We start from the raw sequence: 25,010 nt of genomic DNA on the forward strand, positions 1-25,010 counted from the left end.
GGTCAGTCCAGGTCGACGCGGAACAGCTCGCACTCGGCGTCGTAGTAGGCGCGCGTGCGGCCGAGCGGGCGCATGCCGATCCGCCGGCACACCGCCTGCGACGGCGCGTTGGCCGGGTTCGTGACCGCGAGCACGCGCCGGAGCCCGCCCGCGGCCGCGTGCTCGAGCACCCGCCGGGCCGCCTCGGTCGCGACGCCGCGGCCCCAGGCGTCCGGGTGCAGGTGCCAGCCGATCTCCGTCTCGCCCTGCTCCGGCGCGTCGCGCGGGGCGGGGTCGTCGCCGGCGAGCGGCGCGGCGGATGCGGGCAGGTCCTTCAGCAGGAGCGTGCCGAGCAGCGGGCCGCCGTCGCGGTCGGCGATCGCCCAGATCCCGCGCACCGGGTGCTCGAGGGCGGCGTAGCGGGCGGCGCGGGCGACCGCCTTGGCGGGATCCGTGTGCACCTCCCCCGTGCCGATCCACCGCTGCACCTCGGGCCGGGAGTGCAGGTCGAGCAGGAAGGGCGCGTCCGCCTCGGTGAAGCGGCGGAGGAGCAGGCGGTCGGTCGCGAGGTCGGGCATCGCCCCAGGCTAGGGGGCGACGTCGGTGGCTCCCCCTACCGTGACGGCATGCCCGAGCCGGTGGATGCGTGGTGGGCGCGGCGCCGCTGGTCGCGCGGCCTCGACGTGCCGTACCCGGTGGGCACCTACCGCGAGGCGTGGGCGTCGTTCCCCGTGCTCATCCGGCAGTACCACCCCGAGCTCAACCGCGGCATCACGCTCACGCAGGTGCCGCCTGCGGCCGACGTGCTCCTCACCTGGCAGTGCGACGTCGGGCACGTCTTCGTGGCGACGCCCCAGGAGCAGCGGATGCGGCCGGGCCGCCAGCGCCGGCGGTCGTCGTGGTGCCCGGACTGCGCGGAGGCGGCCGCGCCGCGCACGCCCGTGCTGCCGATGGCGGATCAGGTGCGGTGGGCGGGCGCGTCGCCGCTGGTGGCGGGGCCGGTGGCGGGATCCCCGGTGCCGGGTGCGACGGCGGGCGCGGCGGCGGACGCTCCCGTCGGGGCCGCGCCGTCGGGATCCGGGGCGCCGCGGGGCCGGCGCGGGTCGCGTGACGGGATGCCCGCGCCGCGCGGCGCGGGTCGTGAACGCCGCGGGAAGGACGGGACGCCCAACGCGACCGCGTCTGCATCCGCACCCGCCCCCGCCCCCGCCCCCGCGGAGCGCCGCGCTGCTGCCGCCGCCCCGCCACCCACCCGGCCGCGCCGCTCCCCCGCCGTCTGCGCGAGGACGCCCGACCTCCCCGTCGGGGAGCCGTTCGCGAGCGCGTGCGCGCCGCCGCCCGCGTCCGCCGTCGAGGAGCGCCTCCGCCACGACCTCGCCGCCCGGCTCGAGCACACGCCGGGCCTCAACGCCGTCCGCCTCGCCCGCCCGTTCTTCGAGCACCTCGAGGCGTGGCCGGACATCCTGCTGCCCGAGCTGCGCGTCGCGATCGAGTACGACTCCACGGGCCGTCACGGCCTCGAGCACGTCGGCCGGCGCGAGGAGGCCGACCGCCGCAAGGACCGTGCGCTGCGGGCCGCCGGGTGGGAGGTGATCCGCATCCGCACGGGCAAGCTGCCGCCCCTCGGCCCCTACGACCTGTGCGTCTCGGGCCTCACCCGCGGCACGGTGGATCAGCTGCTCGACCGGCTCCGCGAGATCCGCGGTCCGCTGTTCGTCGACGCATACCTGCGCGAGGCCCCGCCGTCGGCCGCCGCGGGCTGACGTCGCGCGCCGCGCCGTCAGCTGACCCGGAGCGCCAGCGCCTCGCTGCGCCAGCGCGCGAGCAGCTCCCACGGATCCGGCTGGCCGGCCTCGAGCGCGGCCACGTGCGCGCGCAGGTCCGCGTCGAGCGCGAACCACTCGGTGCGGGCGAAGCGCTGCCGCGCGAACTGCGCATGCCGCGCGCGCTCCACGGCCCGGCCGCCGCGCTCGAACGCGAGCAGCTCGTCGTGCCGGAGCGTTCCGAGGCGCTGCCGCGGGTTCGCGCTGGTGCCGATCTTCATCCGGTCGCCGAAGCGGATGTAGTAGACGACATCGACCCGGGGCGGCGTGAGCTCGCCGTCGGGGTGGTCGCCGTGCCGCCACTCGCACACCGCGCACAGCCAGCCGGTCAGATACCGCACGCCGAGGCGCGATCCGCAGGCCGGGCACGGCGACGGCAGCACGTCCTCCACGCCGTGCGCCCGCTCCGCCCATCCGGCCGCCGCGACGAGGTGCGCCGCGCACAGCGGCACGGGCGCGTCGCGCTCGGCCGGAGCCGCGCAGCCCTCGGCACGGCACCCCGCTGATCCCCTCGACGTCATGCTCCGACGCTAGGCCGGGCGGCCGACACCGGATGCCGAGGGCATCGCGAGCGACGGCGCCCGAACGGGGGCGGGACCCATCCGCCATGCGTCCCTACGCTCGATGGGACCCAGGAGGATCCTTGCCCCGACACGCCTTCGCGATGCCCGCCCTCGCGCTCATGCTCGCCCTGTCCATCTCCGGATGCTCGTCCACGCCGGCGGAGCCGGACATCACGACGTCCCCCACGACGGCCGAGGCGGCACCGGCCCCCTCCGCGACCCCGGAGCCCGTCGACACCTCGGCAGCTGCCATCGCTTCGGCGATCAAGGCGTCGGTCCCGTCCGCCGGCGATGTGGTGCAGATCACCGAGGACAACGACCCGAACGACGTGATCGGTCGACCGACCGGGTACGTCGACGCCGCCACGCTCTACGACACCCGCGTGACGTGCGACGAGCTCGGTGCGGAGTGCGGGGCGTCCGTCGAGATCTGGGGCGATCCCGCTGCCGCGCAGGCGCGGATGGACTACATCCAAGGCATCCTCGCCTCCACCACGGCGCTCGGGACCGAGTACGACTATGTGCGGGGCGACGCCATCATCCGGGTCACCGGCGTCCTGAAGCCCTCCGAGGCATCGGAGTACGAAGCCGCCATCGACGCGTACCTGGGCGCTCCCACCGGGTGACCCGTGCAGGGTCGCCGCCCCTACCCCCGCGCCCGCACCACCACGGGCGCCGCGTCCTCGAGGCCGCGGCGGAGCTCCACCGACGTCCACGGCACGGGCGCCTCGGCGAAGATCGGCTCGAGGACCTCCCACATGATCCGGCGGTCCGGCCCCACGAAGTACACGTCGTAGGAGTCCTCGCCGAACTCGTTGCCGTCGATCCAGCCCGCCTCGAGCAGCTGGAGGGCGTCGTCGCCGGCGATCTCGGTCGCGGCGAGCGACTCGAACGCCTCGTACGCCGACGCGGACTCGTCGGCCTCGAACCGCAGGACGACCCAGTCGTCGGGCTCCTCCTCGCGCGTCCAGGGCTGCGCGACCGCGACGATGGCGAGGGTGAGCCCGGTGATGATCCCGCTGAGGAGGAGCGCCTTGATCCGCGGCGTCATGCCCGCGTCCGTCCGGCGTCGACTGCCCTGCTCATGCGACCTCCCCGTCCCGGCGTCGGCCCTCGGGACGGCGGCGCCTCGTCCAGTATCGCCGAGCGCCCGGCCGGGTCCGGTGACGATCCGCTGATGACCGTGGACCGGGAACGGTCCTGGTGGCTAGCGTGCGTCTGCGACGAGGCGCCGACCAGGGGCCGGAGCATCGGCGCCACCGGAGGAGCACGTGGACGACGACGACGACGCCGAGCACATGATCACCGCCATGTCGTCGGTGTTCGACCGGATGGACGCGGCCACGATCGCGGCCTGGGACGGGTTGACCGGCCTGCAGATCCAGCTCCTCCGCGTCGTCGCGACCGGCATGCGCGTCGACCGGCAGTCCCTCGGCGTCTGGACGCGCACGTCGCGCGGGGCCCTCGTGCCGAGCCTCGCGGCGCTGCTCCAGCGGCAGGTCCTCGAGGAGCAGGTCGACCGCGAGGGCCCGCACCTCGTGGTCGCGCCCACCGGGGAGGCGCTCCTCGCGCGCGTCCACCGGGCGCGCACCCGCTGGCTCCGCGACGCCGCCGCGGCCGCCGAGCCCGCCGTCGACGAGGGCGAGCTGCGGCGCGCGGTGGAGCTGCTGCGCCGCGTCGCGGACGGCGCCTGATCCGCGCCCTGCCCTTCACCCGCCGGAAGCGCGCCCCTAGTGTGGGGAAATGGCGAATCCCATCGAGGCAGACGCACCATCGCGCAGCGTGCTCAAGCGGTCCATCACGGCCAAGCAGCTGTACTTCTACGTCGTCGGCGACGTCCTCGGATCCGGCATCTACGTGCTCGTCGGTCTCGTGGCCGCCGCCGTGGGCGGTGCGTTCTGGATGGCGTTCCTCGTGGGCGTCTCCATCGCCACCATCACCGGCCTCGCCTACGCGGAGCTCGTGACGAAGTACCCGCAGGCCGCCGGCGCCTCGCTGTACATCAACAAGGCGTTCCGCAGCCCCGTGCTCACGTTCTTCATCACCATCTGCATGCTGAGCGCCAACATGGCCGCGGTCGGATCCCTCGCCGCCGGCTTCGTGCGCTACCTCAGCGACCTCATCGGGCTGCCGGAGTCGGCCATCTGGGCGACCACCGGCATCGCCGTCGCGTTCGTGGCCGTCATCACGCTCATCAACCTCATCGGCATCAGCGAGTCGGTGATCGCGAACGTGGTCATGACGTTCGTCGAGATCAGCGGCCTCGTCGTGGTCGTCGCCATCGGCGTGATCGCGCTGGTCGAGGGCGTCGGCGACCCGGCCGTGCTGCTGCAGTTCCAGGTCGAGGGCGGCGGCGGATCCGCGGTGCTGGCCGTGCTCGCCGGCGTCTCCCTCGCCTTCTTCGCCATGACCGGCTTCGAGAACGCGGCCAACGTCGCCGAGGAGACCATCGACCCGTCGCGCGCGTTCCCCCGCGCGCTCATCGGCGGCATGATGACCGCCGGCGTCGTCTACGTGCTCGTCTCGATGGCCGCGGCCCTCGCCGTGCCCATCGGCGACCTCGCCGGCAACACGCTCCTCGAGGTGATCCGCGCCGACCTGTTCTTCATCCCCGCCGCGGTCATGCTGGTGGTCTTCGGCCTGATCGCCATGGTCGCCATCAGCAACACCGCGCTCGTGACCGTGGTGGCCCAGTCGCGGATCCTGTTCGGCATGGCCCGCGAGAACGTCGTGCCCGCGATCTTCGCCAAGGTGCACCCGGCCCGTCGCAGCCCCTACGTGGCGCTGATCTTCGGCGGCGCCGTCGTGGCCGCGCTCCTCATCATCGGCGCGGCGGTCCGCTCCAGCCAGGCCGGCATCCCCGAGGACGAGCGGCTCGACATCGTCGACCGGCTCGCCACCATCACCGTGGTGTTCCTCCTCTTCATCTACGCGCTCGTGATCGTCGCGTGCCTGAAGCTCCGCGGCCACGACGAGACGGACGACACCTACCGCGCGAACACGCCGCTGCTGATCGTCGGGATCCTCGGCAACGTCGCCGTGCTGATCTACACGCTCGTCGACGACCCGGACGCCCTGTGGTGGGTCGCCGGCCTGCTCGCGCTGGGGCTCGTGCTCTACCTGCTGCAGCGGGCGTTCGGGAAGAAGGCACCCGAGCTCGCGGACGCCGCCGGCGTCGCCGCGGCCGGCCCCACGGACAGGGAGGTCTGACCATGCACGTGATCGTCGCCACCGACGGATCCCAGGCGTCGCTCGAGGGAGCCCGCCAGTTCAAGCTGATCGCCGACTCGCGCGAGATCCGCGACGTCACGGTGCTCGCCGTCGTGAGCCCGTACGCTGCCGCCCCCTTCGCCAACGAGCTCGGCCCGCAGCACCCGCACGCGCAGACCGAGCTGAGCTACCGCAAGGACGCCGAGATCGCCGTGGGCGTGGTCGCCGCGGTGTTCGACGGCTGGGGGCCGCGCATCCACCGCGACGTGCGCAGCGGCTCCCCCGCGACGGAGATCATCCGCGCCGCCGAGGAGCTCCCCGCCGACCTGATCTCCATGGCCGCGGGCAGCCGCGGCCTCACCGCGACGATCCTGTTGGGCAGCACCGCCTCGCGCGTGCAGCACTCGGCGCCGTGCCCGGTGCTGATCTGCCGGCCGACGCGGCCGCGCCGCGGGTAGAGCGCGACCGGGCCGACGCCGCGGGATCAGTCGAGCGCCTCGAACACCATGGTCGCCTGGATCCGGTCGCCGCCGCCCAGGCCCTTGCTCCCCGAGACGGCCGTCGAGATGGTGTGCAGCCGGTAGCCCCGCGCCGCCTGGGCGTTGATCGCCCTCTCCAGCTCGGTGAGGTTGCCGGACCCCGTGCCCCACACCTTCTCCTTGAGGATGGTCTGCAGCACGACGTAGTCCTTCCCGCGCTTCCGCGGCGTCGCGACCGGCTCGCTCGCTGTCTCGTCGGTCACGGGCGCCGCGGATGCCACGGGCGCCACGGCGGGCGGGCCGTATCCGGGAGGCGGCGGGGGTTGCACCGTCTCCGTCCACCGCGTGCCGTCCCACCAGCGCATGGTCCCGGATCCGTCGTCGTACCAACCGGCCTGCGCCTCAGCCGCCATGGCCTCGCCTCTCGTCGTGAGCTCCTCCGCCCATCGTGCTCCGTCGGGGGCGGGGCGGTCGCGCCTGCCGGCTGCACGAACCGCCGTCCCCGCACCGCCCGAATGTAAAGCCCATGTGAACACTTCTCGCCCCGGCCGATCCCGTGCGTATCGTGCTCAGGACCTCCCGGCCCGACCCGCCGCGGCGCGACCGGGAGGATCCCCCACCCGAGAACGCCGACACGCACGGAGGCTTTCATGGCACCCGCACCGCAGCTGCACAAGGGACTGACGCAGAGACAGCTCAGCATGATCGCGATCGGCGGGGTGATCGGCGCCGGCCTCTTCGTCGGCTCCGGCGTCGTCATCAACGGCGCCGGCCCCGGCGCGTTCCTCACCTACGCGATCTCGGGCGTCCTCATCATCCTGGTGATGCGGATGCTCGGCGAGATGGCCACCGCGAACCCGAGCACCGGCTCCTTCGCCGACTACGCCCGCCACGCCCTCGGCGGCTGGGCCGGCTTCTCGATGGGGTGGCTGTACTGGTACTTCTGGGTCATCGTCGTCGGCTTCGAGGCGGTCGCCGGCGCGAAGGCCCTCACCTACTGGTTCGATGCCCCGCTCTGGTTGCTGTCCCTCGGCCTCATGGCGCTGATGACCGCCACGAACCTCGTCTCCGTGGGCGCGTTCGGGGCGTTCGAGTACTGGTTCGCGGGGATCAAGGTGGCCGCCATCATCCTGTTCCTCGGCCTCGGCGGGCTCTACGTGCTCGGCATCTGGCCCGGCCGCTCCGCCGACTTCTCGAACCTCACCGCACACGGCGGCTTCTTCCCGAACGGCGTCGGCGCGATCTTCTCCTCGGTCGTCGTCGTGATCTTCTCCATGGTCGGCGCGGAGATCGCCACCATCGCCGCGGCCGAGTCGAAGGACCCGGCGACCGCGATCCGGAAGTCCACCAACTCCGTGATCCTCCGCATCTCGCTCTTCTTCGTCGGCTCCCTGTTCCTGCTCGCCGTGATCCTCCCGTGGGACTCCACGGAGCTCGGCGCCTCGCCGTTCGTGAGCGCCTTCGACCGGATGGGCATCCCGTTCGTGGGCGACGTGATGAACGCGGTCGTCCTCACGGCCGTGCTCTCCTGCTTGAACTCCGGCCTCTACACGGCGTCGCGCATGCTCTTCGTGCTGGCCGGCCGACGGGAGGCGCCCGCGCGGCTGGTGCAGGTGACGTCCCGGGGCGTGCCGCGCGCGGCGATCCTGCTCTCGTCGGTCGTCGGCTTCCTCTGCGTGATCGCCGCGGCCGTCTCCCCCGACACCGTCTTCCTGTTCCTGCTGAACTCCTCGGGCGCGATCATCCTGTTCGTCTACCTGCTCATCGCGATCTCGCAGATCGTCCTCCGCCGCCGCAACGGATCCGCAGGGCTCGTGGTGCGGATGTGGCTGTTCCCTGGCCTCTCGATCCTCACGGTCGCGGGGATCGTCGCGGTGCTGGTGCAGATGGCGCTGGATCCCGAGATCCGCCCCCAGCTCGTCCTGAGCCTCGTCGCGTGGGCGGTCGTGCTCGGGCTGTACGCGGTGACGAAGGCGCGGAGCGGGTCGGTGGATCCGGCGGCGGCCGTCGAGGAGCCGGAGGTCGCCGTCGCCATCGCGCGCGAGGCCTGATCCAGCCCGCCGGTTGCCGCGTGCCCGCTGGTTAGGCTGGCTCGCATGGCGACAGTGATCCTCGTGCGGCACGGACGCACCACAGCGAACGCGACCGGGATCCTGGCCGGGCGCACCCCCGGCGTCGACCTCGACGACACCGGGCGCGAGCAGGCGGACCGCACCGCCGAGCGGCTCGCCTCAGTGCCGCTCGCGGCCGTCGTCTCCAGCCCGCTGCAGCGCTGCTGGGAGACCGCGCAGCGGATCCTCGATCGGCAGACGGGGAAGCCCGCCCAGCCCGTCGACCCCGACCTCACCGAGTGCGACTACGGCGACTGGCAGGGCCGCGCCCTCGCCGACCTCGCCACGGAGGACCTCTGGAAGACGGTCCAGTCGACCCCGTCCGCGGTCGTCTTCCCCGGCGGCGAGTCCATGGCCGGGATGCAGGCACGCGCGGTCGCCGCGATCCGCCGCCATGACGCCGCCATCGAGGCCGAGCACGGGCCGGGCGCGGTGTGGGTCGCGGTCAGCCACGGCGACGTCATCAAGTCGATCCTCGCCGACGCATACGGCATGCACCTCGACCTCTTCCAGCGCATCGACGTGGGCCCGGCCTCCGTCTCGATCGTGCGCTACGGCGCGGGACGGCCGACCGTCCACGCCACCAACACCGACGCCGGCGACCTCTCCTGGCTGGCGGCGAGCGTCGGATCCGGCGATGCGCCGGTCGGCGGCGGCGCCGGGCACAGCACCCCGTGATCGCACGCGCCTAGAGTGGGAGCATGCCCACACGAGCCCTCGAATTCGACTGGCCCGACCGGGCCGTGGTCGGCACCATCGGCCTCCCGGGCGCCCGCACCTTCTACTTCCAGGTGCGCTCCGGTCCGCAGCTGGTGACCATCGCCCTCGAGAAGCAGCAGTCCGCGCTGCTCGCCGAGAAGATCGAGGAGATCCTCGACCAGCTCGTCACCGTCGAGGGCAACCCGTTCAGCGTCCCCACGAGCACGCCCCCGGAGCTCGTCGACAACGACCCGCTCGAGGACGTCGACGAGCGCTGGCGCACCGGCGCCATGGGCCTCGGCTGGGATCCGTCGATGGCCCAGGTGGTCATCGAGGCGTACCCGCTCGCGGAGGACGACGACAGCGACGACTTCGACCTGCCGAGCGCCGACGACGACACGGCCGACACCGAGATGCTCGTGGTGCGGATGCCCGTCGGTGCGGCCCGCGCGTTCGCGAAGCGCACCCACGAGATCGTGGGCGCCGGCCGCCCGATCTGCGCCCTGTGCGGCTACCCCATCGACCCCGACGGGCACATCCACACCTTCCCCGACAACTGATGTCGGAGACGGACCTCGTGACCGGCGAGCTCACGCTCACCGGCCGCATCCGCACCGCGTCGAACGCCACGTTCCTCGGCACCATCGGCGACACGGTCGTCGTCTACAAGCCCGTCGACGGCGAGAACCCGCTCTGGGACTTCCCCGACGGCAGGCTCGCCGACCGCGAGGTGGCCGCGTACCGGGTCTCCGAGGCGCTCGGCTGGAACGTCGTCCCGCGCACGTGGCTCCGCGACGGCCCCCTCGGCGAGGGCATGGTGCAGCTCTGGCAGGACGAGGATCCCGACCAGGACGCCGTCGACCTGCTCCCGAGCGACGAGGTGCCCGAGACCGGGTACCGCACGGTGCTCGGCGGCGAGGACCAGGACGGCCGCTCGGTCACCCTCATCCACGAGGACTCCCCCGCCCTCCGTCGCATGGCCGTCTTCGACGTGATCGCCAACAATGCCGACCGCAAGGGCTACCACGTGCTCGCGATGCCCGACGGCCACCGCTTCGGCGTCGACCACGGGCTCACCTTCCATGAGGACCACAAGCTGCGGACGGTGCTGTGGGGGTGGGTCGGGGATCCGCTCACCGCCGGGGAGCTCGCCGGTGTGGATCGGGTGCTCGCGGGGCTGGATGGGGAGTTGGGGCGGGAGTTGTCGGGGCTGCTGACGGCGGAGGAGATCGACGCGCTGCGCGCTCGGTGCACGCGGCTGCGCTCGGAGGCACGCTTCCCTGCGCCCGCTGGCCAACAGTCCGCGGTGCCCTGGCCGTTGTTCTAAAAGCCCGCCGAGGACCGGCCGCCCGTACCCCGGCGCCGCACGCGATTAGTTGTTGAATCATAACTCCACCACGTTCCCATGGTCATGAGGTATTAGGCAACGCGAGGAGAAGGTGAGGAGTTCGGTCGCCCGCCGACGCTCGCCCAGCACGGACACTCGTCATCGTGGTTCGTCCAGTCGCACGCGGCGGGACCTGCGTGGTGGTGCATCCGGCCGAATCGACCAAGCTCTTCAGACCGGTGCTAGCATCGGATCATAACCTCAGGTGAACGGCCTGTTCTTTTAATGACCATGTGCCATGGCTACTCCCCTGTCCCCATGCCGAGTCCGAAGAACCGCTCGAAGAACGAGCCGAGCTTGTCGATAACCCGCCTCTTCGTTTCGCCGCGACCTCCGCCGGCAGCGAAGCGGGAGACCGGCGGCAGAACCCTCGTGATTGCCGTCCCCGCGGTCCGCACCTGACCATCATGGAACGCAGTATCGACGAATGCTCGTGTGGCGTCAGGTCGGAGGTTTTCTTCCACGATTAGCGCCTCGAGCTCGGCCTCCCGCTTGGCTGCGATGAATTCCCACCATTCCTGGTCGAGCTCCCCGTCAACGGAGAGCGATTCGACGAAGTCCTCGATGAGGTCCTTCTTGTTACGCAGTGTCGGGCTCGCTGCAACCGCACGGGAGATCTCAGCAAGGATCTTTTTGTCGTCCCCGTCGCCGCGCTCGTCGCGATACCTCCGGACGAGGATCAGAATGTAGTCGACATTGATCTCGACCTGTTTCATCAGTTCGATCTCAAAGACGACGTCGTCGTTAATCTGCTCCTTGTCAGCATTCTTGTCCTTGCGGAAGTCCGCGTAGAGGTCCAAGTACACGCTGCGGTAATCCTGCCCCTGACGTTCAGTCAGGATCCCATGACCGGTGAACTCATCGAACGAGGTCAGGATGTTCTGCAAGCGCAGGATCGCGCTAAAGAGCTTGATGAAATCCTTCTGTGCGGACTCACCGATGATCGACTGCTCGAGGGGGAATGTGGTCAGTAGCTCAGTGACCTTGTCGACGTAATCGTCGGAGTACTCGCCATACGGTTTGAGCAGAACCACGCCGCGCGCGTCCTTGTTGCCGAACAGCGCGATCGCATCGTTGGTCTCCTCTTCGAGGTCACGGAAGCTGACGATGTTTCCGTACGTCTTCACCGAGTTCAGGATGCGATTGGTGCGGGAGTATGCCTGGATCAACCCGTGAGCGCGCAGGTTCTTGTCGACAAACAGCGTATTCAACGTCGTCGCGTCGAAACCGGTCAGGAACATGTTCACGACGATCACAAGGTCGATCTCGCGCTGCTTGAGCCGGAGGGACAGATCCTTATAGTAGTTCTGGAACCGATCGGCTGACGTGTCGAACGAAGTCCCGAACATGTCGTTGTAGTCCTGGATCGCGTCTTCCAGGAACGACCGCGCGTCCATATTTAGCGCGCCCGTGTCGAAGCCTTCTTCGTCGAGCCCGCCGTCCTCGACCGCGTCGTTCGCGCCGTAAGAATAGATCAGACCAACCTTCAGCCGCCGATCCGACGGCAGACCCCTCTGCTGCAACTGGAAGTGGTTGTAATAGACGCGGGCCGCCTCGATCGATGCGCTCGCGAACAGTGCGTTGAACCCCCGAACCCGCCGCTCACCCAGCGCGTAGTGCTCGGCACGCTTCGTCTTCTGGTCGAAGTGCTCGAGTGTGTAGCCCACAATCTGACTGATCCGCTCAGGAGCGACCAGCGCCTTCTCGGTGTCGATCGCAGAGACCTGCATATCTACCACGTTGCCGACTTTGACTGTATTGACGTAGTCGATCCGGAACGGCAGAACGTTCCTGTCGGTGATCGCGTCCACAATCGTGTAGGTGTGCAGCTTCTCCCCGAAGGCCTGCTCGGTGGTCTTCAGCTGCGGATTCCCGCCGCTCCCAGAGTTCACCGCGAAGATCGGCGTGCCGGTGAAACCGAAGAGGTTGTACCGTTTGAACGCCTTCGTGATCGAAACATGCATGTCGCCGAACTGCGAGCGATGGCACTCGTCGAAGATGATCACCACATGGCCGTCGTAGATCGCATGGCCCTTGTTCGCACCAATGAACGTGGAGAGCTTCTGAATCGTCGTGATAATGATCCGTGCTCCCGGATCCTCAAGCTGCTTCTTCAACACTGCAGTCGAGGTGTTGGAGTTGGCAGCACCTTTCTCGAACCGGTCGTACTCGCGCATCGTCTGATAGTCGAGGTCCTTGCGATCCACAACGAACAGCATCTTGTCGACGCTCGGCAGTTTCGAGGCGAGCTGCGCGGCCTTAAACGACGTCAGAGTCTTGCCCGAACCTGTCGTGTGCCAGACATACCCGCCAGCGGCGAGGCTGCCAAGTGTCTTGTAGTTGGTCGAGACATCGATCCTCTGCAGGATCCTCTCCGTCGCGACGATCTGGTACGGCCGCATCACCAGCAACATCCGGTCGGCCGTGAGCACGCAATACTTCGTCAGCACGTTCAACAGGGAGTGCTTGGCAAAGAACGTCCGCGCGAACGCCGACAGGTCAGCGATCGGCTTGTTTTGCGCGTCTGCCCACCACGACGTGAACTCGAACGAGTTGCTGGTCTTCCGCACCCGTTTCGCGCCCGAGGCTTCACTTAGGTGCTCCCGGCGCGTCGTGTTCGAGTAATACTTCGTCAACGTGCCGTTCGAGATCACAAACAGCTGGACGTACTCGAAGAGACCGGAGCCAGCCCAGAAACTGTCGCGCTGGTAGCGGTCGATCTGGTTGAACGCCTCACGGATGTCAACACCGCGACGCTTCAGCTCGACGTGCACCAAAGGTAGGCCGTTAACCAGGACGGTGACGTCGTATCGGTTCGAAGGCGCCGAACCACCTTCGCTCTGGCCCGTTTCGTACTGGTTAACCAGTTGCAGTCGGTTGTTGTGAATGTTCTGCTTGTCAATCAACATGATGTTCTTGATTGAGCCATCGTCGCGCTTCAGCAGCTGAACATGATCCTCTTGGATCCGTACCGTCTTATCGGCAATGCCCTCGTTCACCCCAGCGATACGCTCATTAAAGAAGTGACCCCACTCCGCGTCGGAGAAGGCGATGGCATTCAGTGCTTCAAGCTGCACCCGCAGGTTTGAGACCAGCTGGGCCTCGGACGAAATCGGCAAATACTCGTACGCCTGTGACTGCAACAGCCGGATCAGCTCACGCTCGAGCTCGGCCTCCGACTGATACGCGCCGGCACCAAATCCGTCCGGACTGTATAGAGCAACAACGGTGCTCTCGCTCGACATCGCGATCGGAGCATAGTGCAAATGTTGATTCGTCACGCCGCTATCCTCCAGTTGAACGCCTTGAGAAACTCGTGGAACTCATTCTTGAAGGCATCCGTCAGCTCCACGGAAATTACCGAGGAATCGGTGTCTGCGAACCGATCATGACTGTACAAATTGAGAACCCTCGTCAGAACGACGGCATCAGGCCCCTTGAGCAACTCACCCCATCCCCCGGTGTATCCTAGGAAGTTTGCTGTTTTTTCGAGAAGCGCGCGGAACTGATTGAAGTGGCTCCTTTGAACCCTGTCTTCTGAAATTGCCAGTTGGATCTCCTCTATAAGCGCGAGGTGATAACTGAATGGAGCGTCCTGAGATTGGCGCTTCAACGCCCATCCCGCCGGCCTGCCTCGCTGAAGTACGTATGCCCGATCCCTCTTGCGACGGAGAGAGTTGAATAGCACATTAAAAAAGAGTGGGTGGTGGGTCGCAATGACAAATTGCAGATTGACACCTGACGCGCGTTTTATCAAATCAGATAAGGCGAGCGCTACAGTGACGATACGCACGTCGTCCATGGACGACACAGGGTCGTCGATCACGGCAAGAGTTAGGCCATCGTAGTCAGATGTTGAGCGCAGGTCGACGGGATCGCTAAGCGTGTCAACCGCTTCACTTAGGACAGTGTAGTAGACACACCAGACGAAGACGCTTTCTTCTGCGCGCGATATTTTAATACCGCCACCCGAGCTATCGTCACCACTGTGTATGCCAAAGCTAACTTCACCATTGGCTAAGTCGAGTATTGGTTCTATCTTACCGCTTGTGAAGTGTTGAAAGTTGTCGACGATTGCACCATCAAGACCCTGAGTCTCAATAGTTTTCATAAGTTCGTGACCGAGGTTCATCTTGAGCACGCGTCGCTCATTGTCCCACGTAAACACGTCCTCGACGTAAGAGTTATAGAGCACTACACCATCGGCGTCACGATGCTTCAGGCGTTGCGCCAACCGCGTTTTTCCGGTCGTGTTCGGCGCATAGATAAGGCCAGTAGATAAATCAGCCATGCTGTCCAGTAGGGAATCGGCAAGATCATCGATTGTTTCGTGAAAATGCATAGGCTACCGTGCCTCATTGAAGGTTAGGAGCCTGTCACGGTAGTACTCGTACTGCTTGCGGCGCGCACTGATCTCGGCGGGTAGGCCAATCGACAAATCATTTACGATTTCGTCGAAACTCGCCAACGCTGAAGCGACCCGCCGCTGCGTTTCAAGCGAGGGCAACTGGACTCGTAAGCGCTTGAAGCCATCCACATCGATGTTCTTTTGTGCAGACTGCGTCGAAGTCGTGAAGATGATTGGTTGCATACTTAGGAGAAGTTGGCCCACAAAATTCTTATCAACGGAGGCATCCGTCACGTCGAGAGTGAAGCCCGAGTCAAGCATCCAGAACTTTTCTGTAACCCGCCGTACACAGTTCGCCGACATCGCAAAACGAGATATCACCCATTCGTCTTCACGATTAAACGCGTCAGTCCGGAAGCTTTCGCCCCCACCCCCATAGACCGGATAAACGGTGCCAGCATTATCTTTCTTCGTAATCCGAGCCCCGAAATTTAAATGAACAATCTCACCGAGTGAAACGTCTCTGACACTTGCGTCATCTGACGAGTTCAGCAACACGGCGCGGTAGTACTCATACTGGCCGCGGCGGGCTTCCAGCTCTGCTTCCAGCTCTGCTTCCAGCTCTGCTTCCAGCTGAGTAAATTGATCCAATACTCGCACGATTTCGCGCTGAACCGGAAGAGGCGGGACAGGGATTCGGATATTGGCAAATCCTTGAGACGGCAATGAACGAACTTTCGTCCCGCTAATATGACGTCGCTTTTGCTCATCAAAATCACTAGAGCGTAAAAAATACGAGACGTATTTTGGATCTAAAGCCGAAGTGTAAATGAGCGTGTGGTTACTAACAGCCACAGGCCGATTACCCAACCAGGCAACCCCTCGCGCGAGATCCTCGTCGTTTTCTCCCGTTACCGCAATAATCACGTCGCCTGGCTGAGCTTGGCGCGACTTTGCAGCCACTTCTTCCGACACGAATACGTTCGTTTCGGCAGCATGGACACCGTATTTGGTGTAGATCTGCCCGTAATGAATGCAGCCCACTCCTTCGGAACTAAAATCTTTCTTCTGAGGACCTCCGCCACGAATGAATGTACCAATTTCTCCAAACGTTTTGCGCTCTACGCCATCCGGGCACAGCTCATGGACCAATTCGCTAATACGGCTCATGCGAAGAAGTCCTCATCTAACTCGACAACTCTGTACGTCTCGCGGACCTGAACGCCCACGCCGTACCTGATCATGAGTGTCGTCAGGCGCTTGCCATCGATAAGGATGATCCTCGTCGGGACATTCTCTGCGTACATACGTGCACCGTCCGAGAATCGGCTCGTCGTGATAAAGATCCCGCGATCGGCCTTTCCTGCGAGAGCACCGACGAAGGCCTGCAGGTCGGGTCGCGCGACCGTGTTGCCTTCGGCGTATCTTTTCGCCTGGATGTATACACGACTGAGTCCAAGGATGTCCTGGTCGATCACGCCGTCGATGCCGCCGTCGTTGCTAAGCTGCGTGACGCTTCCCTTGCCCGTCGTGCCGCCATATCCCATGGCGAGCAACAGGTCTACGACAGCCTGTTCGAAGAATGCGGGTTCCTTGCCCTGCAGGCGCTCGAGCAGCTCGGCGGCGACTTCCTCGCGAATACGCGCGACACCCTCCTGCACCTGCTCGATGGGGGTCAGCGACGACGAAAGCTCGTCGTGGAGTAGAGCGCTGGCGAGACCGCCTGCGCTCTTCGAACGCGGCCCCGACGACTGATAGACCCTGATCGGAGAAGAAGGATCTTCACCAAGAGTCTTGATGTCGCGTTCCTTGATTCCGCCCGGGAAGAGCTGGAGAAGCTGCCGACCCGGTTCAGTGATCCGGTAATGCCCCCGCTTCGGTCGTTCCAAACCACCGACATTGGTCAGGAACGAAACTCCCCAGCCAAGCCGGTTCTGGTACTTGATCTGGCTCCCGGATGGAAGCATCTCCGTCTTTTGTTCGTCGGTGAGGCGACACTCGTCGGCGACCAGGGGCTGGAACTCACGCCAGTGCATGGTCGCACCCGAGTTCAACACCCGCAGTGTTGGGATCATGAACTCCTCCCAGGTGGGCATCTCGGTCATTACTTTGTGCCCTCGAGATCGGCGACGATCTCGTCGATGGACATGCGCAGTACGGCCTGACGCGCGACAATCCGGTCTATCTCGGCATTTAACACGGTGATGTCGATAGTCTCGCTGGTGTCCTCCCGCTCGACATACGACGACACCGCGATGTTGTAACCGTTTGCGGCGATGTCCTCGTTCGGCACGAGCGTCGCGACATAGTCGACATTTGTACGGGCGGTGAACGTATCGAGGATGTGCTTCTGGTTAGTCTCCGTCATCTTGTTCTTGTTGCCGCTGCGCTTGAACTCGGCTGAGGCATCAATGAACTGAACTTCGTTGTCGCTCTTGGACTTCTTTAGCACGATTATGCAGGTGGCGATCGTGGTACCAAAGAATAAGTCCGGAGGAAGTTGGATGACGGCATCGACGTAGTTGTTGTCGACGAGGTACTTGCGGATCTTTTGCTCCGCTCCCCCGCGGTATAGAACCCCAGGGAACTCGACGATCGCCGCGGTGCCGTTGACGGCGAGCCAAGATAGCATGTGCATCGTGAAGGCAAGGTCGGCCTTCGACTTTGGAGCGAGCACTCCGGCGGGCGCGAACCGGGGGTCGTTTATAAGCAGCGGGTTCGCATCACCAGCCCACCTGATCGAGTACGGCGGGTTGGAGACGATCGCCTCGAACGGCTCATCATCCCAGTGCGCAGGATCAATGAGCGTGTCGCCATGGGCGAGGTTGAACTTCTCGTAGTTCACGTCGTGCAGGAACATGTTGATCCTGGCGAGGTTGTACGTGGTCAGGTTAATTTCCTGCCCGTAGAATCCTTGGCGAACGTTCTCTTTACCGAGTACCTTTGCGAATTTCAGTAGCAGCGAGCCCGAGCCGACAGCCGGGTCATAGACTTTGTTCACCTGAGTCTTGCCGGCCACGGTGATGCGGGCCAGCAACTCAGAGACCTCTTGCGGCGTGTAGTACTCGCCGCCGGACTTACCCGCACTTGAGGCGTACATCTGCATGAGGTATTCGTACGCGTCGCCGAACAGATCGATCGAGTTGTCTTCGAAGTTCCCCAGCGGCAGGTCGCCGATCGCATCGAGAAGTTTCACAAGTTTCTCGTTGCGCTTCGTGACAGTGGGGCCGAGCTTGGAGCTGTTCACGTCGAGGTCGTCAAACAAGCCCTTGAGGTCGTCCTCGGCAGCAGTGCCGACAGCGGAGCCCTCGATGTTTTTGAAGACCCGAGCGAGCGTCTCGTTCAGGTTCGTGTCACGGGGCGCGCGTTCACGCACGTTCTGGAACAGCTCTGACGGAAAGATGTAGAAGCCCTTCTCGTCTACCGTCTCCTCGCGGCCGTACTCAGCGTCCGAGTCTGGAAGGCGCGTGTAGTCGAAGTCCGCGTTCCCCGCGTCTTGCTCGCTATTGTTAATGTAGGCGGTCAAGTTTTCGGAGATAAACCGGTAGAACAGCGTGCCCAGCACGTAAGACTTGAAGTCCCAGCCGTCCACCGAGCCGCGCAGGTCGTTCGCAATGCGCCAGATGGTCTTGTGTAGTTCTGCGCGCTGGCCGTCGCTAGTCGTCGGTGTCATGTCCTCAGTATCCTCGCCATCCCGGACGACCATACCCACCACCACACTACGAACCTCGGCCCCACCGCTCACGCGGATCACGAGCTGCGAACGGTGGCGTGAGGCTCCTGACCTGCCGTAGTGGTCCAACAGCTGCTCCTGCTGCGTTCTGACAACTGGCGGAGGTTGTCACCGCGGACGAAAGTGCGACGTGGGCTGGACGTCACACGTACACGTGCCCGGACGCGCGGTTCCCCTGTCCCGGGGGCGAGGTGCCGGCAGTGCCCTTACCCCTGTTGTCAAGACGTCAGGACGTCGGCCGTCACCGGTCATGCGACGTAACAGGTCAGTTGTTGAACCGGAACTCCACAACATCCCCGTCCTGCATGACGTACTCCTTGCCCTCGATGCGGGCCTTGCCCTTGGAGCGCGCCTCGGCGATGGAGCCGGTCTCGACCAGGTCGTCGTAGGAGATGACCTCGGCCTTGATGAAGCCCTTCTCGAAGTCGGTGTGGATCACGCCGGCCGCCTGCGGGGCCTTCCAGCCCTTCCCGATGGTCCAGGCCCGCGTCTCCTTCGGGCCCGCCGTCAGGTAGGTCTGGAGGCCGAGGGTCTCGAAGCCGATGCGGGCGAGCTGGTCGAGGCCCGACTCCTCCTGGCCGGTGCTGGCGAGCATCTCGGCGGCGTCCTCGGGGTCGAGCTCGATGAGCTCCGACTCGATCTTCGCGTCGAGGAACACGGCCTGCGCGGGCGCCACGAGGGCGGCCAGCTCCGCGAGCTTCGTCTTGTCGCCGAGCACCTGCTCGTCGACGTTGAACACGTAGATGAAGGGCTTCGCGGTCAGCAGGCCGAGCTCGCGGACGGGCTCGAGATCGATGGAAGACGCCGACAGCGGCTTGCCCGAGTCGAGCCACTCGCGCGCGGACTTCGCGGTCTCGAGCACGATCGGCTCGATGCGCTTCGTCTTCAGCTCCTTCTCGTAGCGCGGCTCGGCGCGCTCGAGGGTCTGCAGGTCGGCGAGGATCAGCTCGGTGTTGATGGTCTCCATGTCGCTCGCCGCGTCGACGCGGCCGTCGACGTGCACGACGTCCTCGTCCTCGAAGCCGCGGACGACCTGCGCGATGGCGTCGGCCTCGCGGATGTTCGCGAGGAACTGGTTGCCGAGGCCCTCGCCCTCGCTCGCGCCGCGGACGATGCCCGCGATGTCGACGAAGGAGACGGGGGCCGGGAGGATCCGCTCGGAGCCGAAGAGGCCGGCGAGCACCTCGAGGCGCGGGTCCGGCAGGTTCACCACGCCCACATTCGGCTCGATCGTCGCGAACGGGTAGTTCGCGGCGAGCACCTGGTTCTTGGTCAGGGCGTTGAAGAGCGTCGACTTGCCGACGTTGGGGAGACCGACGATAGCGATAGTGAGTGCCACGGGAGTCCATCGTACGGGGCGGGCCGGCTCCTCCCCCGCCCGCGGGCGGCTGGGCTGTCCCGAGATCGGGCGTCGGTCGTCCGTGCGACGATCGAGCCCATGCCGTTGGACTTCACCGCGATCGACTTCGAGACCGCCAACAACTCGTCGGCGAGCGCCTGCTCGGTGGGTCTCGTCAAGGTGCGCGACGGCGTCGTGGTCGACACCGCGTCCTGGCTCATCCGACCGCCCGCGGGGCACGACTCCTTCTCCGTCTGGAACACGCGGATCCACGGCATCGTCGAGGACGACGTGGCCGGCGCCGACGGCTGGGCCGACCAGCTGCCGCGCCTCATGGCCTTCGCGGGCGACGACCACCTCGTCGCCCACAACGCGCGCTTCGACATGGGCGTGATCCAGGGCGCGTGCAAGGCGACCGCGCTCATCGCGCCGCCGTACTCCTACCTCTGCAGCCTCCAGGTCGCGCGCCGCACCTACGCGCTGGAGTCGTACCGGCTCCCGGTCGCGGCACGGGCCGCGGGCTTCGAGGACTTCGCGCACCACGAGGCGCTGGCCGACGCGCGCGCCTGCGCTGCGATCGTCGTGCACGCCGCCGGGAGGCACGGCGCGGCGTCGCTCGCGGGGCTGGCGGAGGCGGCCGGCGTCGGCATGGGCCGCATCGGCGCGCCGCGCACGCAGACCGTGACGCAGGCCTCGGCCGCCGCGACGCCGCCCATCGACTGGGCCTGATCCTCCCCAGACTCACCCGGCCGGATCCGTCCCTCGGCCGCCCGCCCGGCGTCCCGGCCGTGTCGGAGGCCGCTGGCACACTGCACGCATGGATCCCGTCATCGCCCTCCTCGTCGGCCTCGTCATCGGCCTGGCCGTGGGCGCAGTGGTGGGTCTCGCCGTCTCGCGCGCCCGCTCGGGGGTGGATGCGCCCGGCGGCGCGGGCGAGGCCGCCCGCCTCGCCGCCGCGGAGGCGACCGTGTCGGCGCTGCGCGAGCAGCTGGATCGCACGGAGCGGCTCGCCGAGGAGCAGGTCGCCCAGACCACCGCGCAGTACGCGGAGCGCGCCCAGGCGCAGGACGCGCTGCACCGCGAGCGGCTGGATGCGCAGGAGTCCCACCTCCGCGAGCAGATCGGCCAGCAGGAGGACCGCATCGCGGAGCTGCAGACGAGGCTGCGCGAGATCCAGCGCGCCGAGGTCGCCCGCACCGAGGAGGACGGCCGCGTGCTCACCGCGCTCAGCCCCGTCGCCGAGAGCCTCAAGCAGGTGCAGGCGAAGGTGCACGAGCTGGAGGAGCAGCGCCGGCAGCAGCACGGCGAGCTGAGCGAGCAGCTGCGGAGCGCCACCGAGGCGGAGGAGCGACTGCGGGCCACGGCCGAGACGCTCGCCTCCGCGCTGCGCTCCAACAGCACGCGCGGAGTGTGGGGCGAGACGCAGCTGCGGAGCGTCGTCGAGGCGGCAGGGCTCATCCACCGGGTCGACTTCGACGTGCAGACGTCCGTCTCCACGGCGCAGGGCGTCGGCCGGCCCGACATGGTGGTGCACCTGCCCGGCGGCAAGCACATCGCGGTGGACGCGAAGGCGCCCTTCACCGCGTACCTCGAGGCGAGCGCCATCCCCGCCTCCGCCACCGGATCCGAGGGCGCGCGCCGCGACGCGCTCATGAAGCAGCATGTGCAGGCCGTGCGCGACCACATCACGGCGCTCGGCAGCCGCGCCTACTGGGAGGGGCTCGACGCGAGCCCAGAGATGGTCATCGCGTTCATCCCGAGCGAGTCGCTCGTGTCGTCTGCGCTCGAGGCGGATCCGAGCATCATGGAGTTCGCGTTCTCCCGGCGGGTCGCCCTCTCCTCCCCCGTCACCCTCTGGTCGGTGCTCAAGACCGTCGCGTTCAGCTGGCAGCAGGAGGTGCTCACGGAGGACGCGAAGCAGCTCTTCGACCTCAGCCGCGAGCTGCACGCGCGCCTCGCCACGAGCGGCGAGCACATCGCGAAGCTCGGACGCTCGCTCACGGGCGCGGTCGGCGACTACAACCGCGTCGTCGGATCCCTGGAGCGCCAGGTCCTCCCCACCGCCCGCCGCCTCACCCGGCTGGACGAGTCGAAGGTCATCGGCACGCTCGAGCCGCTCGAGGCGACCGCGCGCGAGCTCACGGCCGACGAGTTCACCCGGCCGTCGTCCCCGGTCGCGGACACCCCCGCTGGGTAGAGTGGCGAGCACGCGGGGCCCGGCCGCAGACGACGCGTCCACCGGCCGACGGGTTCCCGCGACAGCCGCACGGCGCCGCCGTGGATCCGCCGAAGGAGATGCACCATGCCCGTAGCAACCCCCGAGCAGTACGCCGAGATGCTGGATCGCGCCAAGTCCGGCGGATTCGCCTACCCGGCCGTCAACGTCTCCTCGTCGCAGACCATCAACGCGGTCCTCCAGGGCCTCACCGACGCCGGCTCCGACGGCATCATCCAGGTCACCACGGGCGGCGCCGACTACTTCTCCGGCCACACCGTCAAGAACCGCGCGGCCGGCGCCCTCGCGTTCGCGCGCTTCGCCACCGAGGTCGCGAAGAACTACCCCATCACGGTCGCGCTGCACACCGACCACTGCCCGAAGGACGCCCTCGACGGCTTCGTCATCCCCATGATCGAGGCCAGCGAGGAGGAGGTCCGCGCGGGCCGCAACCCCATCTTCCAGTCGCACATGTGGGACGGCTCGGCCATCCCGCTCAACGAGAACCTCGACATCGCGACGGACCTGCTCCCCCGCATGAAGGCCATCAACGCGATCCTCGAGGTCGAGATCGGCGTGGTCGGCGGCGAGGAGGACGGCGTCAGCCACGACACCGGCTCGCACCTCTACACGACCCTCGAGGACGCCATCTCCACGGTCGAGGCGCTCGGCCTCGGCGACAAGGGCCGCTACATGGCCGCGCTCACCTTCGGCAACGTGCACGGCGTGTACAAGCCCGGCGGCGTGCAGCTGCGTCCGTCGCTGCTCAAGGAGATCCAGGACGGCATCCAGTCGAAGTACGGCACGAGCGAGAAGCCCTTCGACCTCGTCTTCCACGGCGGATCCGGCTCCTCCGACGACGAGATCGCCGAGGCCGTGCGCAACGGCGTCGTGAAGATGAACATCGACACCGACACGCAGTACGCGTTCAGCCGCTCCATCGCCGACTCGGTGCTCCGCAACTACGACGGCTTCCTCAAGGTCGACGGCGAGGTCGGCGACAAGAAGACGTACGACCCCCGCGCCTGGGGCAAGACCGCGGAGTCGGCCATGGCCGCCCGCGTCGTCGAGGCGACGCGCCAGCTCGGCTCGCACGGCCACTCGCAGAGCTAGCGGCGCACCACGCACGACGGCGGGGCCGGTCCACCAGGACCGGCCCCGCCGTCACGCGTGCGTCAGGATGCGACGGCCTCAGGGCCCGCCGCGCGACATGATCTGCTGGAACGCCGGATCCTGCACGATGAGCGACAGCACGAGCACGCTCGTGATCACCGTCGCCACCACCGCTCCCGCGATCGGCACCCAGAAGGCCACGCGCTTGCGCTTCACCAGCTCGAGCGCGATCCACGCGGCGAGCACGAACACGACGACGTTGACCACGTTCACGGCGATGCCGATGACGGAGGTCTGCTCGGTCACCGTGTAGGTGCCGCCGCCGAACAGCGCGTACGACTGGTTGATGGCACGCGACGGATCCGCGTTGGCGCCGATGCTGCCGGCCACGTTCACGAGGCCCGCGGCGAGCAGGCCGATGGTGATGGCGGCGTCGAACCGACGCGGGGCGCGACGCGCGTCCTGGCCGGCGAGGTAGCCAGGTCGGGCCGGCTTCGCGCCCTGCCCGGGCGGCGGCGGGGTCGCGTCGGCGGGCGGCTTCACGGCCGGGGCCCGACGGGCCTCCTTGCGCGCGGCCTCCGCGGACTTCTCCGCCTCCCGGCGCTCGGCGAGCATCCGCTCACGGGCGGCCTTGCGCTCCTCGGCCATCTGCTCGGCGAGGGTCTCGGGCGCGGACGCCTTGGCGCCCTTCTTGCCGCCGCGGCCGGTGGATGCCGGGGCGTCCCGCTCGGCCTGCGCTCGGCGGTACTCGGCCGCCTCGGCGACGATGCGGGCGTCGGCCTCGGACAGCTCGGAGGATCCGCCGCCCTCCGCCGACGGCGACGCGTACTCGCCGTACCGCGGCGCGGGCCGGCCGGGACGGCGCGTGCCGTCGCCGTCGCTCACGCGCGGGTGCGCCCGCCCATGGCGCGCGAGTCCGTGTTGCCGGACTGGTCCTTGCGCAGCTCCTTGGGGAGCGAGAAGACGAGGTCCTCCTCGGCCGTGACGACCGCGGTCACCTCGCCGTAGCCGGCGTCGGCCAGGTCGTCGAGCAGCTCCTGCACCAGCACCTCGGGCACCGAGGCGCCGCTCGTGACGCCGACCGTCTGTACGCCGTCGAGCCACTCCTGCTTGACCTCGGACGCGTAGTCGACCCGGTAGGACGCCTTGGCGCCGTACTCGAGCGCGACCTCGACGAGGCGAACGGAGTTGGAGCTGTTCGCGGATCCGATGACGATGACGAGGTCGGCGTCGACCGCGACCTTCTTGATGGCCACCTGGCGGTTCTGCGTGGCGTAGCAGATGTCGTCGCTCGGCGGGTCCTGCAGGTTCGGGAAGCGGGCGCGGAGGCGGCGGACCGTCTCCATCGTCTCGTCGACCGAGAGCGTGGTCTGCGAGAGCCAGACGAGGTTGTCGGGGTCCTTGACCTCGATGCGGTCGGCGTGCTCCGGGGAGTTGACGACGATGGTCTGCTCGGGCGCCTCGCCCGCGGTGCCCTCGACCTCCTCGTGGCCCTCGTGGCCGATGAGGAGGATCTGCTTGTCCGCCTTGGCGAAGCGCACGGCCTCGCGGTGGACCTTGGTGACGAGGGGGCACGTCGCGTCGATGGCCTGGAGCCCGCGGTCGGCCGCGCCCTGCACGACGGCCGGCGAGACGCCGTGCGCGCTGAAGACGACGTGGGCGCCCTCGGGGACCTCGTCGACCTCCTCCACGAAGATCGCGCCCATGCGCTCGAGCGTCGAGACGACGTGCACGTTGTGGACGATCTGCTTCCGCACGTAGACGGGCGCGCCGTAGCGCTCGAGCGCCTTCTCGACGGCCACGACGGCGCGGTCGACGCCCGCGCAGTAGCCGCGGGGGGCGGCGAGCAGGACCCGCTTGGGTCCGTCCACCGGGTTATCCTTGAGCCTGTTGCGGACGCCGGGCATCCGCGGCATCGACAGGCTGACGACGGGTGCTCCCACGAGTCGCTGGTCAATGGTCGCTGTAGTCACGTATTCAATTGTATGCGCCCGCGCTGGGCGCCGAGTGG

General features: G+C 67.3%; 24 protein-coding genes and 1 pseudogene. 12 read left to right on the forward strand and 13 right to left on the reverse strand.

Annotated features, from left to right (window positions below; all coding sequences use genetic code 11):
• Positions 1–2: 2 nt before the first annotated feature.
• Positions 3–557, reverse strand: a complete 555-nt coding sequence (locus H9X71_RS11130) for a GNAT family N-acetyltransferase (RefSeq protein WP_191147153.1) — start codon at positions 555–557, stop codon at positions 3–5.
• Positions 558–605: 48 nt separating this feature from the next.
• Between H9X71_RS11130 and H9X71_RS11135 the strand changes: the two genes are divergently transcribed.
• On the forward strand, positions 606–1,742 hold the full coding sequence (locus H9X71_RS11135) for a zinc-ribbon domain-containing protein (RefSeq protein ID WP_191147154.1): 1,137 nt from the start codon (positions 606–608) through the stop codon (positions 1,740–1,742).
• Between the two features lie 17 nt (positions 1,743–1,759).
• On the opposite strand, the gene H9X71_RS11140 is transcribed toward H9X71_RS11135, so the two are convergent.
• Positions 1,760–2,323, reverse strand: coding sequence for a GIY-YIG nuclease family protein (locus H9X71_RS11140; RefSeq protein WP_191147155.1), 564 nt, complete (start codon positions 2,321–2,323; stop codon positions 1,760–1,762).
• Between the two features lie 122 nt (positions 2,324–2,445).
• Between H9X71_RS11140 and H9X71_RS11145 the strand changes: the two genes are divergently transcribed.
• Positions 2,446–2,991: a hypothetical protein gene (locus H9X71_RS11145; RefSeq protein ID WP_191147156.1), complete on the forward strand. Its 546-nt coding sequence runs from the start codon at positions 2,446–2,448 to the stop codon at positions 2,989–2,991.
• Between the two features lie 20 nt (positions 2,992–3,011).
• Here the strand turns inward: H9X71_RS11145 and H9X71_RS11150 are convergent, their stop codons facing one another.
• Positions 3,012–3,416, reverse strand: coding sequence for a hypothetical protein (locus tag H9X71_RS11150; RefSeq protein WP_191147157.1), 405 nt, complete (start codon positions 3,414–3,416; stop codon positions 3,012–3,014).
• Positions 3,417–3,636: 220 nt separating this feature from the next.
• Between H9X71_RS11150 and H9X71_RS11155 the strand changes: the two genes are divergently transcribed.
• Genes H9X71_RS11155 through H9X71_RS11165 form a run of 3 tightly spaced genes read left to right on the forward strand, consistent with a single transcriptional unit; the run spans position 3,637 to position 6,033 of the window.
• Positions 3,637–4,059, forward strand: coding sequence for a MarR family transcriptional regulator (locus tag H9X71_RS11155; protein WP_244961595.1), 423 nt, complete (start codon positions 3,637–3,639; stop codon positions 4,057–4,059).
• Positions 4,060–4,108: 49 nt separating this feature from the next.
• The gene (locus H9X71_RS11160) at positions 4,109–5,575 is read left to right on the forward strand and encodes an APC family permease (protein ID WP_191147158.1); all 1,467 of its coding nucleotides are present in this window, start codon (positions 4,109–4,111) and stop codon (positions 5,573–5,575) included.
• A 2-nt stretch (positions 5,576–5,577) separates the two neighbouring features.
• Positions 5,578–6,033, forward strand: coding sequence for a universal stress protein (locus tag H9X71_RS11165; RefSeq protein ID WP_191147159.1), 456 nt, complete (start codon positions 5,578–5,580; stop codon positions 6,031–6,033).
• 26 nt (positions 6,034–6,059) lie between these two features.
• Here the strand turns inward: H9X71_RS11165 and H9X71_RS14965 are convergent, their stop codons facing one another.
• Together H9X71_RS14965 and H9X71_RS15040 are read right to left on the reverse strand one after the other, a co-directional pair.
• On the reverse strand, positions 6,060–6,317 hold the full coding sequence (locus H9X71_RS14965; RefSeq protein WP_244961915.1) for a DUF4177 domain-containing protein: 258 nt from the start codon (positions 6,315–6,317) through the stop codon (positions 6,060–6,062).
• Between the two features lie 57 nt (positions 6,318–6,374).
• Positions 6,375–6,467: pseudogene (locus H9X71_RS15040) on the reverse strand (DUF2510 domain-containing protein); the annotation flags it as partial.
• 237 nt (positions 6,468–6,704) lie between these two features.
• Between H9X71_RS15040 and H9X71_RS11175 the strand changes: the two are divergent.
• The 4 genes from H9X71_RS11175 to H9X71_RS11190 are packed head-to-tail and all read left to right on the forward strand — an operon-like array spanning position 6,705 to position 10,191.
• Positions 6,705–8,105 (forward strand): amino acid permease, encoded by a 1,401-nt coding sequence (locus tag H9X71_RS11175; RefSeq protein WP_191147161.1) that lies wholly within the window; start codon positions 6,705–6,707, stop codon positions 8,103–8,105.
• 45 nt (positions 8,106–8,150) lie between these two features.
• The gene (locus H9X71_RS11180) at positions 8,151–8,843 is read left to right on the forward strand and encodes a histidine phosphatase family protein (protein WP_191147162.1); all 693 of its coding nucleotides are present in this window, start codon (positions 8,151–8,153) and stop codon (positions 8,841–8,843) included.
• Between the two features lie 23 nt (positions 8,844–8,866).
• Positions 8,867–9,424, forward strand: a complete 558-nt coding sequence (locus tag H9X71_RS11185; protein ID WP_191147163.1) for a DUF3090 domain-containing protein — start codon at positions 8,867–8,869, stop codon at positions 9,422–9,424.
• Positions 9,424–10,191, forward strand: a complete 768-nt coding sequence (locus H9X71_RS11190) for an SCO1664 family protein (RefSeq protein ID WP_191147164.1) — start codon at positions 9,424–9,426, stop codon at positions 10,189–10,191. The genes H9X71_RS11185 and H9X71_RS11190 overlap by 1 nt, the downstream gene beginning before the upstream one ends.
• A gap of 302 nt (positions 10,192–10,493) precedes the next feature.
• On the opposite strand, the gene H9X71_RS11195 is transcribed toward H9X71_RS11190, so the two are convergent.
• From H9X71_RS11195 to ychF, 6 genes are all read right to left on the reverse strand, one after another.
• Positions 10,494–13,532: a type I restriction endonuclease subunit R gene (locus H9X71_RS11195; protein ID WP_425321399.1), complete on the reverse strand. Its 3,039-nt coding sequence runs from the start codon at positions 13,530–13,532 to the stop codon at positions 10,494–10,496.
• The gene (locus H9X71_RS11200) at positions 13,529–14,593 is read right to left on the reverse strand and encodes an anticodon nuclease (protein ID WP_191147165.1); all 1,065 of its coding nucleotides are present in this window, start codon (positions 14,591–14,593) and stop codon (positions 13,529–13,531) included. Before H9X71_RS11200 ends, H9X71_RS11195 begins: the two co-directional genes overlap by 4 nt.
• A 3-nt stretch (positions 14,594–14,596) precedes the next feature.
• Positions 14,597–15,769 (reverse strand): restriction endonuclease subunit S, encoded by a 1,173-nt coding sequence (locus H9X71_RS11205; protein WP_191147166.1) that lies wholly within the window; start codon positions 15,767–15,769, stop codon positions 14,597–14,599.
• Entirely contained in the window at positions 15,766–16,704 is a 939-nt protein-coding gene (locus H9X71_RS11210) for a restriction endonuclease (protein WP_191147167.1), read from the reverse strand. Before H9X71_RS11210 ends, H9X71_RS11205 begins: the two co-directional genes overlap by 4 nt.
• Positions 16,704–18,272, reverse strand: coding sequence for a type I restriction-modification system subunit M (locus tag H9X71_RS11215; RefSeq protein ID WP_191149166.1), 1,569 nt, complete (start codon positions 18,270–18,272; stop codon positions 16,704–16,706). The genes H9X71_RS11210 and H9X71_RS11215 overlap by 1 nt, the downstream gene beginning before the upstream one ends.
• A 325-nt stretch (positions 18,273–18,597) precedes the next feature.
• On the reverse strand, positions 18,598–19,671 hold the full coding sequence (gene ychF, locus H9X71_RS11220; RefSeq protein WP_191147168.1) for a redox-regulated ATPase YchF: 1,074 nt from the start codon (positions 19,669–19,671) through the stop codon (positions 18,598–18,600).
• A 99-nt stretch (positions 19,672–19,770) separates the two neighbouring features.
• Between ychF and H9X71_RS11225 the strand changes: the two genes are divergently transcribed.
• From H9X71_RS11225 to fbaA, 3 genes are all read left to right on the forward strand, one after another.
• Positions 19,771–20,400: a 3'-5' exonuclease gene (locus tag H9X71_RS11225; protein ID WP_191147169.1), complete on the forward strand. Its 630-nt coding sequence runs from the start codon at positions 19,771–19,773 to the stop codon at positions 20,398–20,400.
• Positions 20,401–20,488: 88 nt separating this feature from the next.
• The gene (locus tag H9X71_RS11230; protein WP_191147170.1) at positions 20,489–21,868 is read left to right on the forward strand and encodes a DNA recombination protein RmuC; all 1,380 of its coding nucleotides are present in this window, start codon (positions 20,489–20,491) and stop codon (positions 21,866–21,868) included.
• A gap of 105 nt (positions 21,869–21,973) precedes the next feature.
• Positions 21,974–22,999, forward strand: a complete 1,026-nt coding sequence (gene fbaA, locus H9X71_RS11235; RefSeq protein ID WP_191147171.1) for a class II fructose-bisphosphate aldolase — start codon at positions 21,974–21,976, stop codon at positions 22,997–22,999.
• 78 nt (positions 23,000–23,077) lie between these two features.
• On the opposite strand, the gene H9X71_RS11240 is transcribed toward fbaA, so the two are convergent.
• Together H9X71_RS11240 and H9X71_RS11245 are read right to left on the reverse strand one after the other, a co-directional pair.
• On the reverse strand, positions 23,078–23,884 hold the full coding sequence (locus H9X71_RS11240; RefSeq protein ID WP_191147172.1) for a DUF6264 family protein: 807 nt from the start codon (positions 23,882–23,884) through the stop codon (positions 23,078–23,080).
• Positions 23,881–24,915, reverse strand: coding sequence for a 4-hydroxy-3-methylbut-2-enyl diphosphate reductase (locus H9X71_RS11245; protein WP_191149167.1), 1,035 nt, complete (start codon positions 24,913–24,915; stop codon positions 23,881–23,883). Before H9X71_RS11245 ends, H9X71_RS11240 begins: the two co-directional genes overlap by 4 nt.
• Between the last annotated feature and the right edge of the window lie 95 nt (positions 24,916–25,010).

It is taken from the genome of Clavibacter zhangzhiyongii (assembly GCF_014775655.1).
In the GTDB taxonomy this organism is placed as follows: Bacteria; Actinomycetota; Actinomycetes; order Actinomycetales; family Microbacteriaceae; genus Clavibacter; species Clavibacter zhangzhiyongii.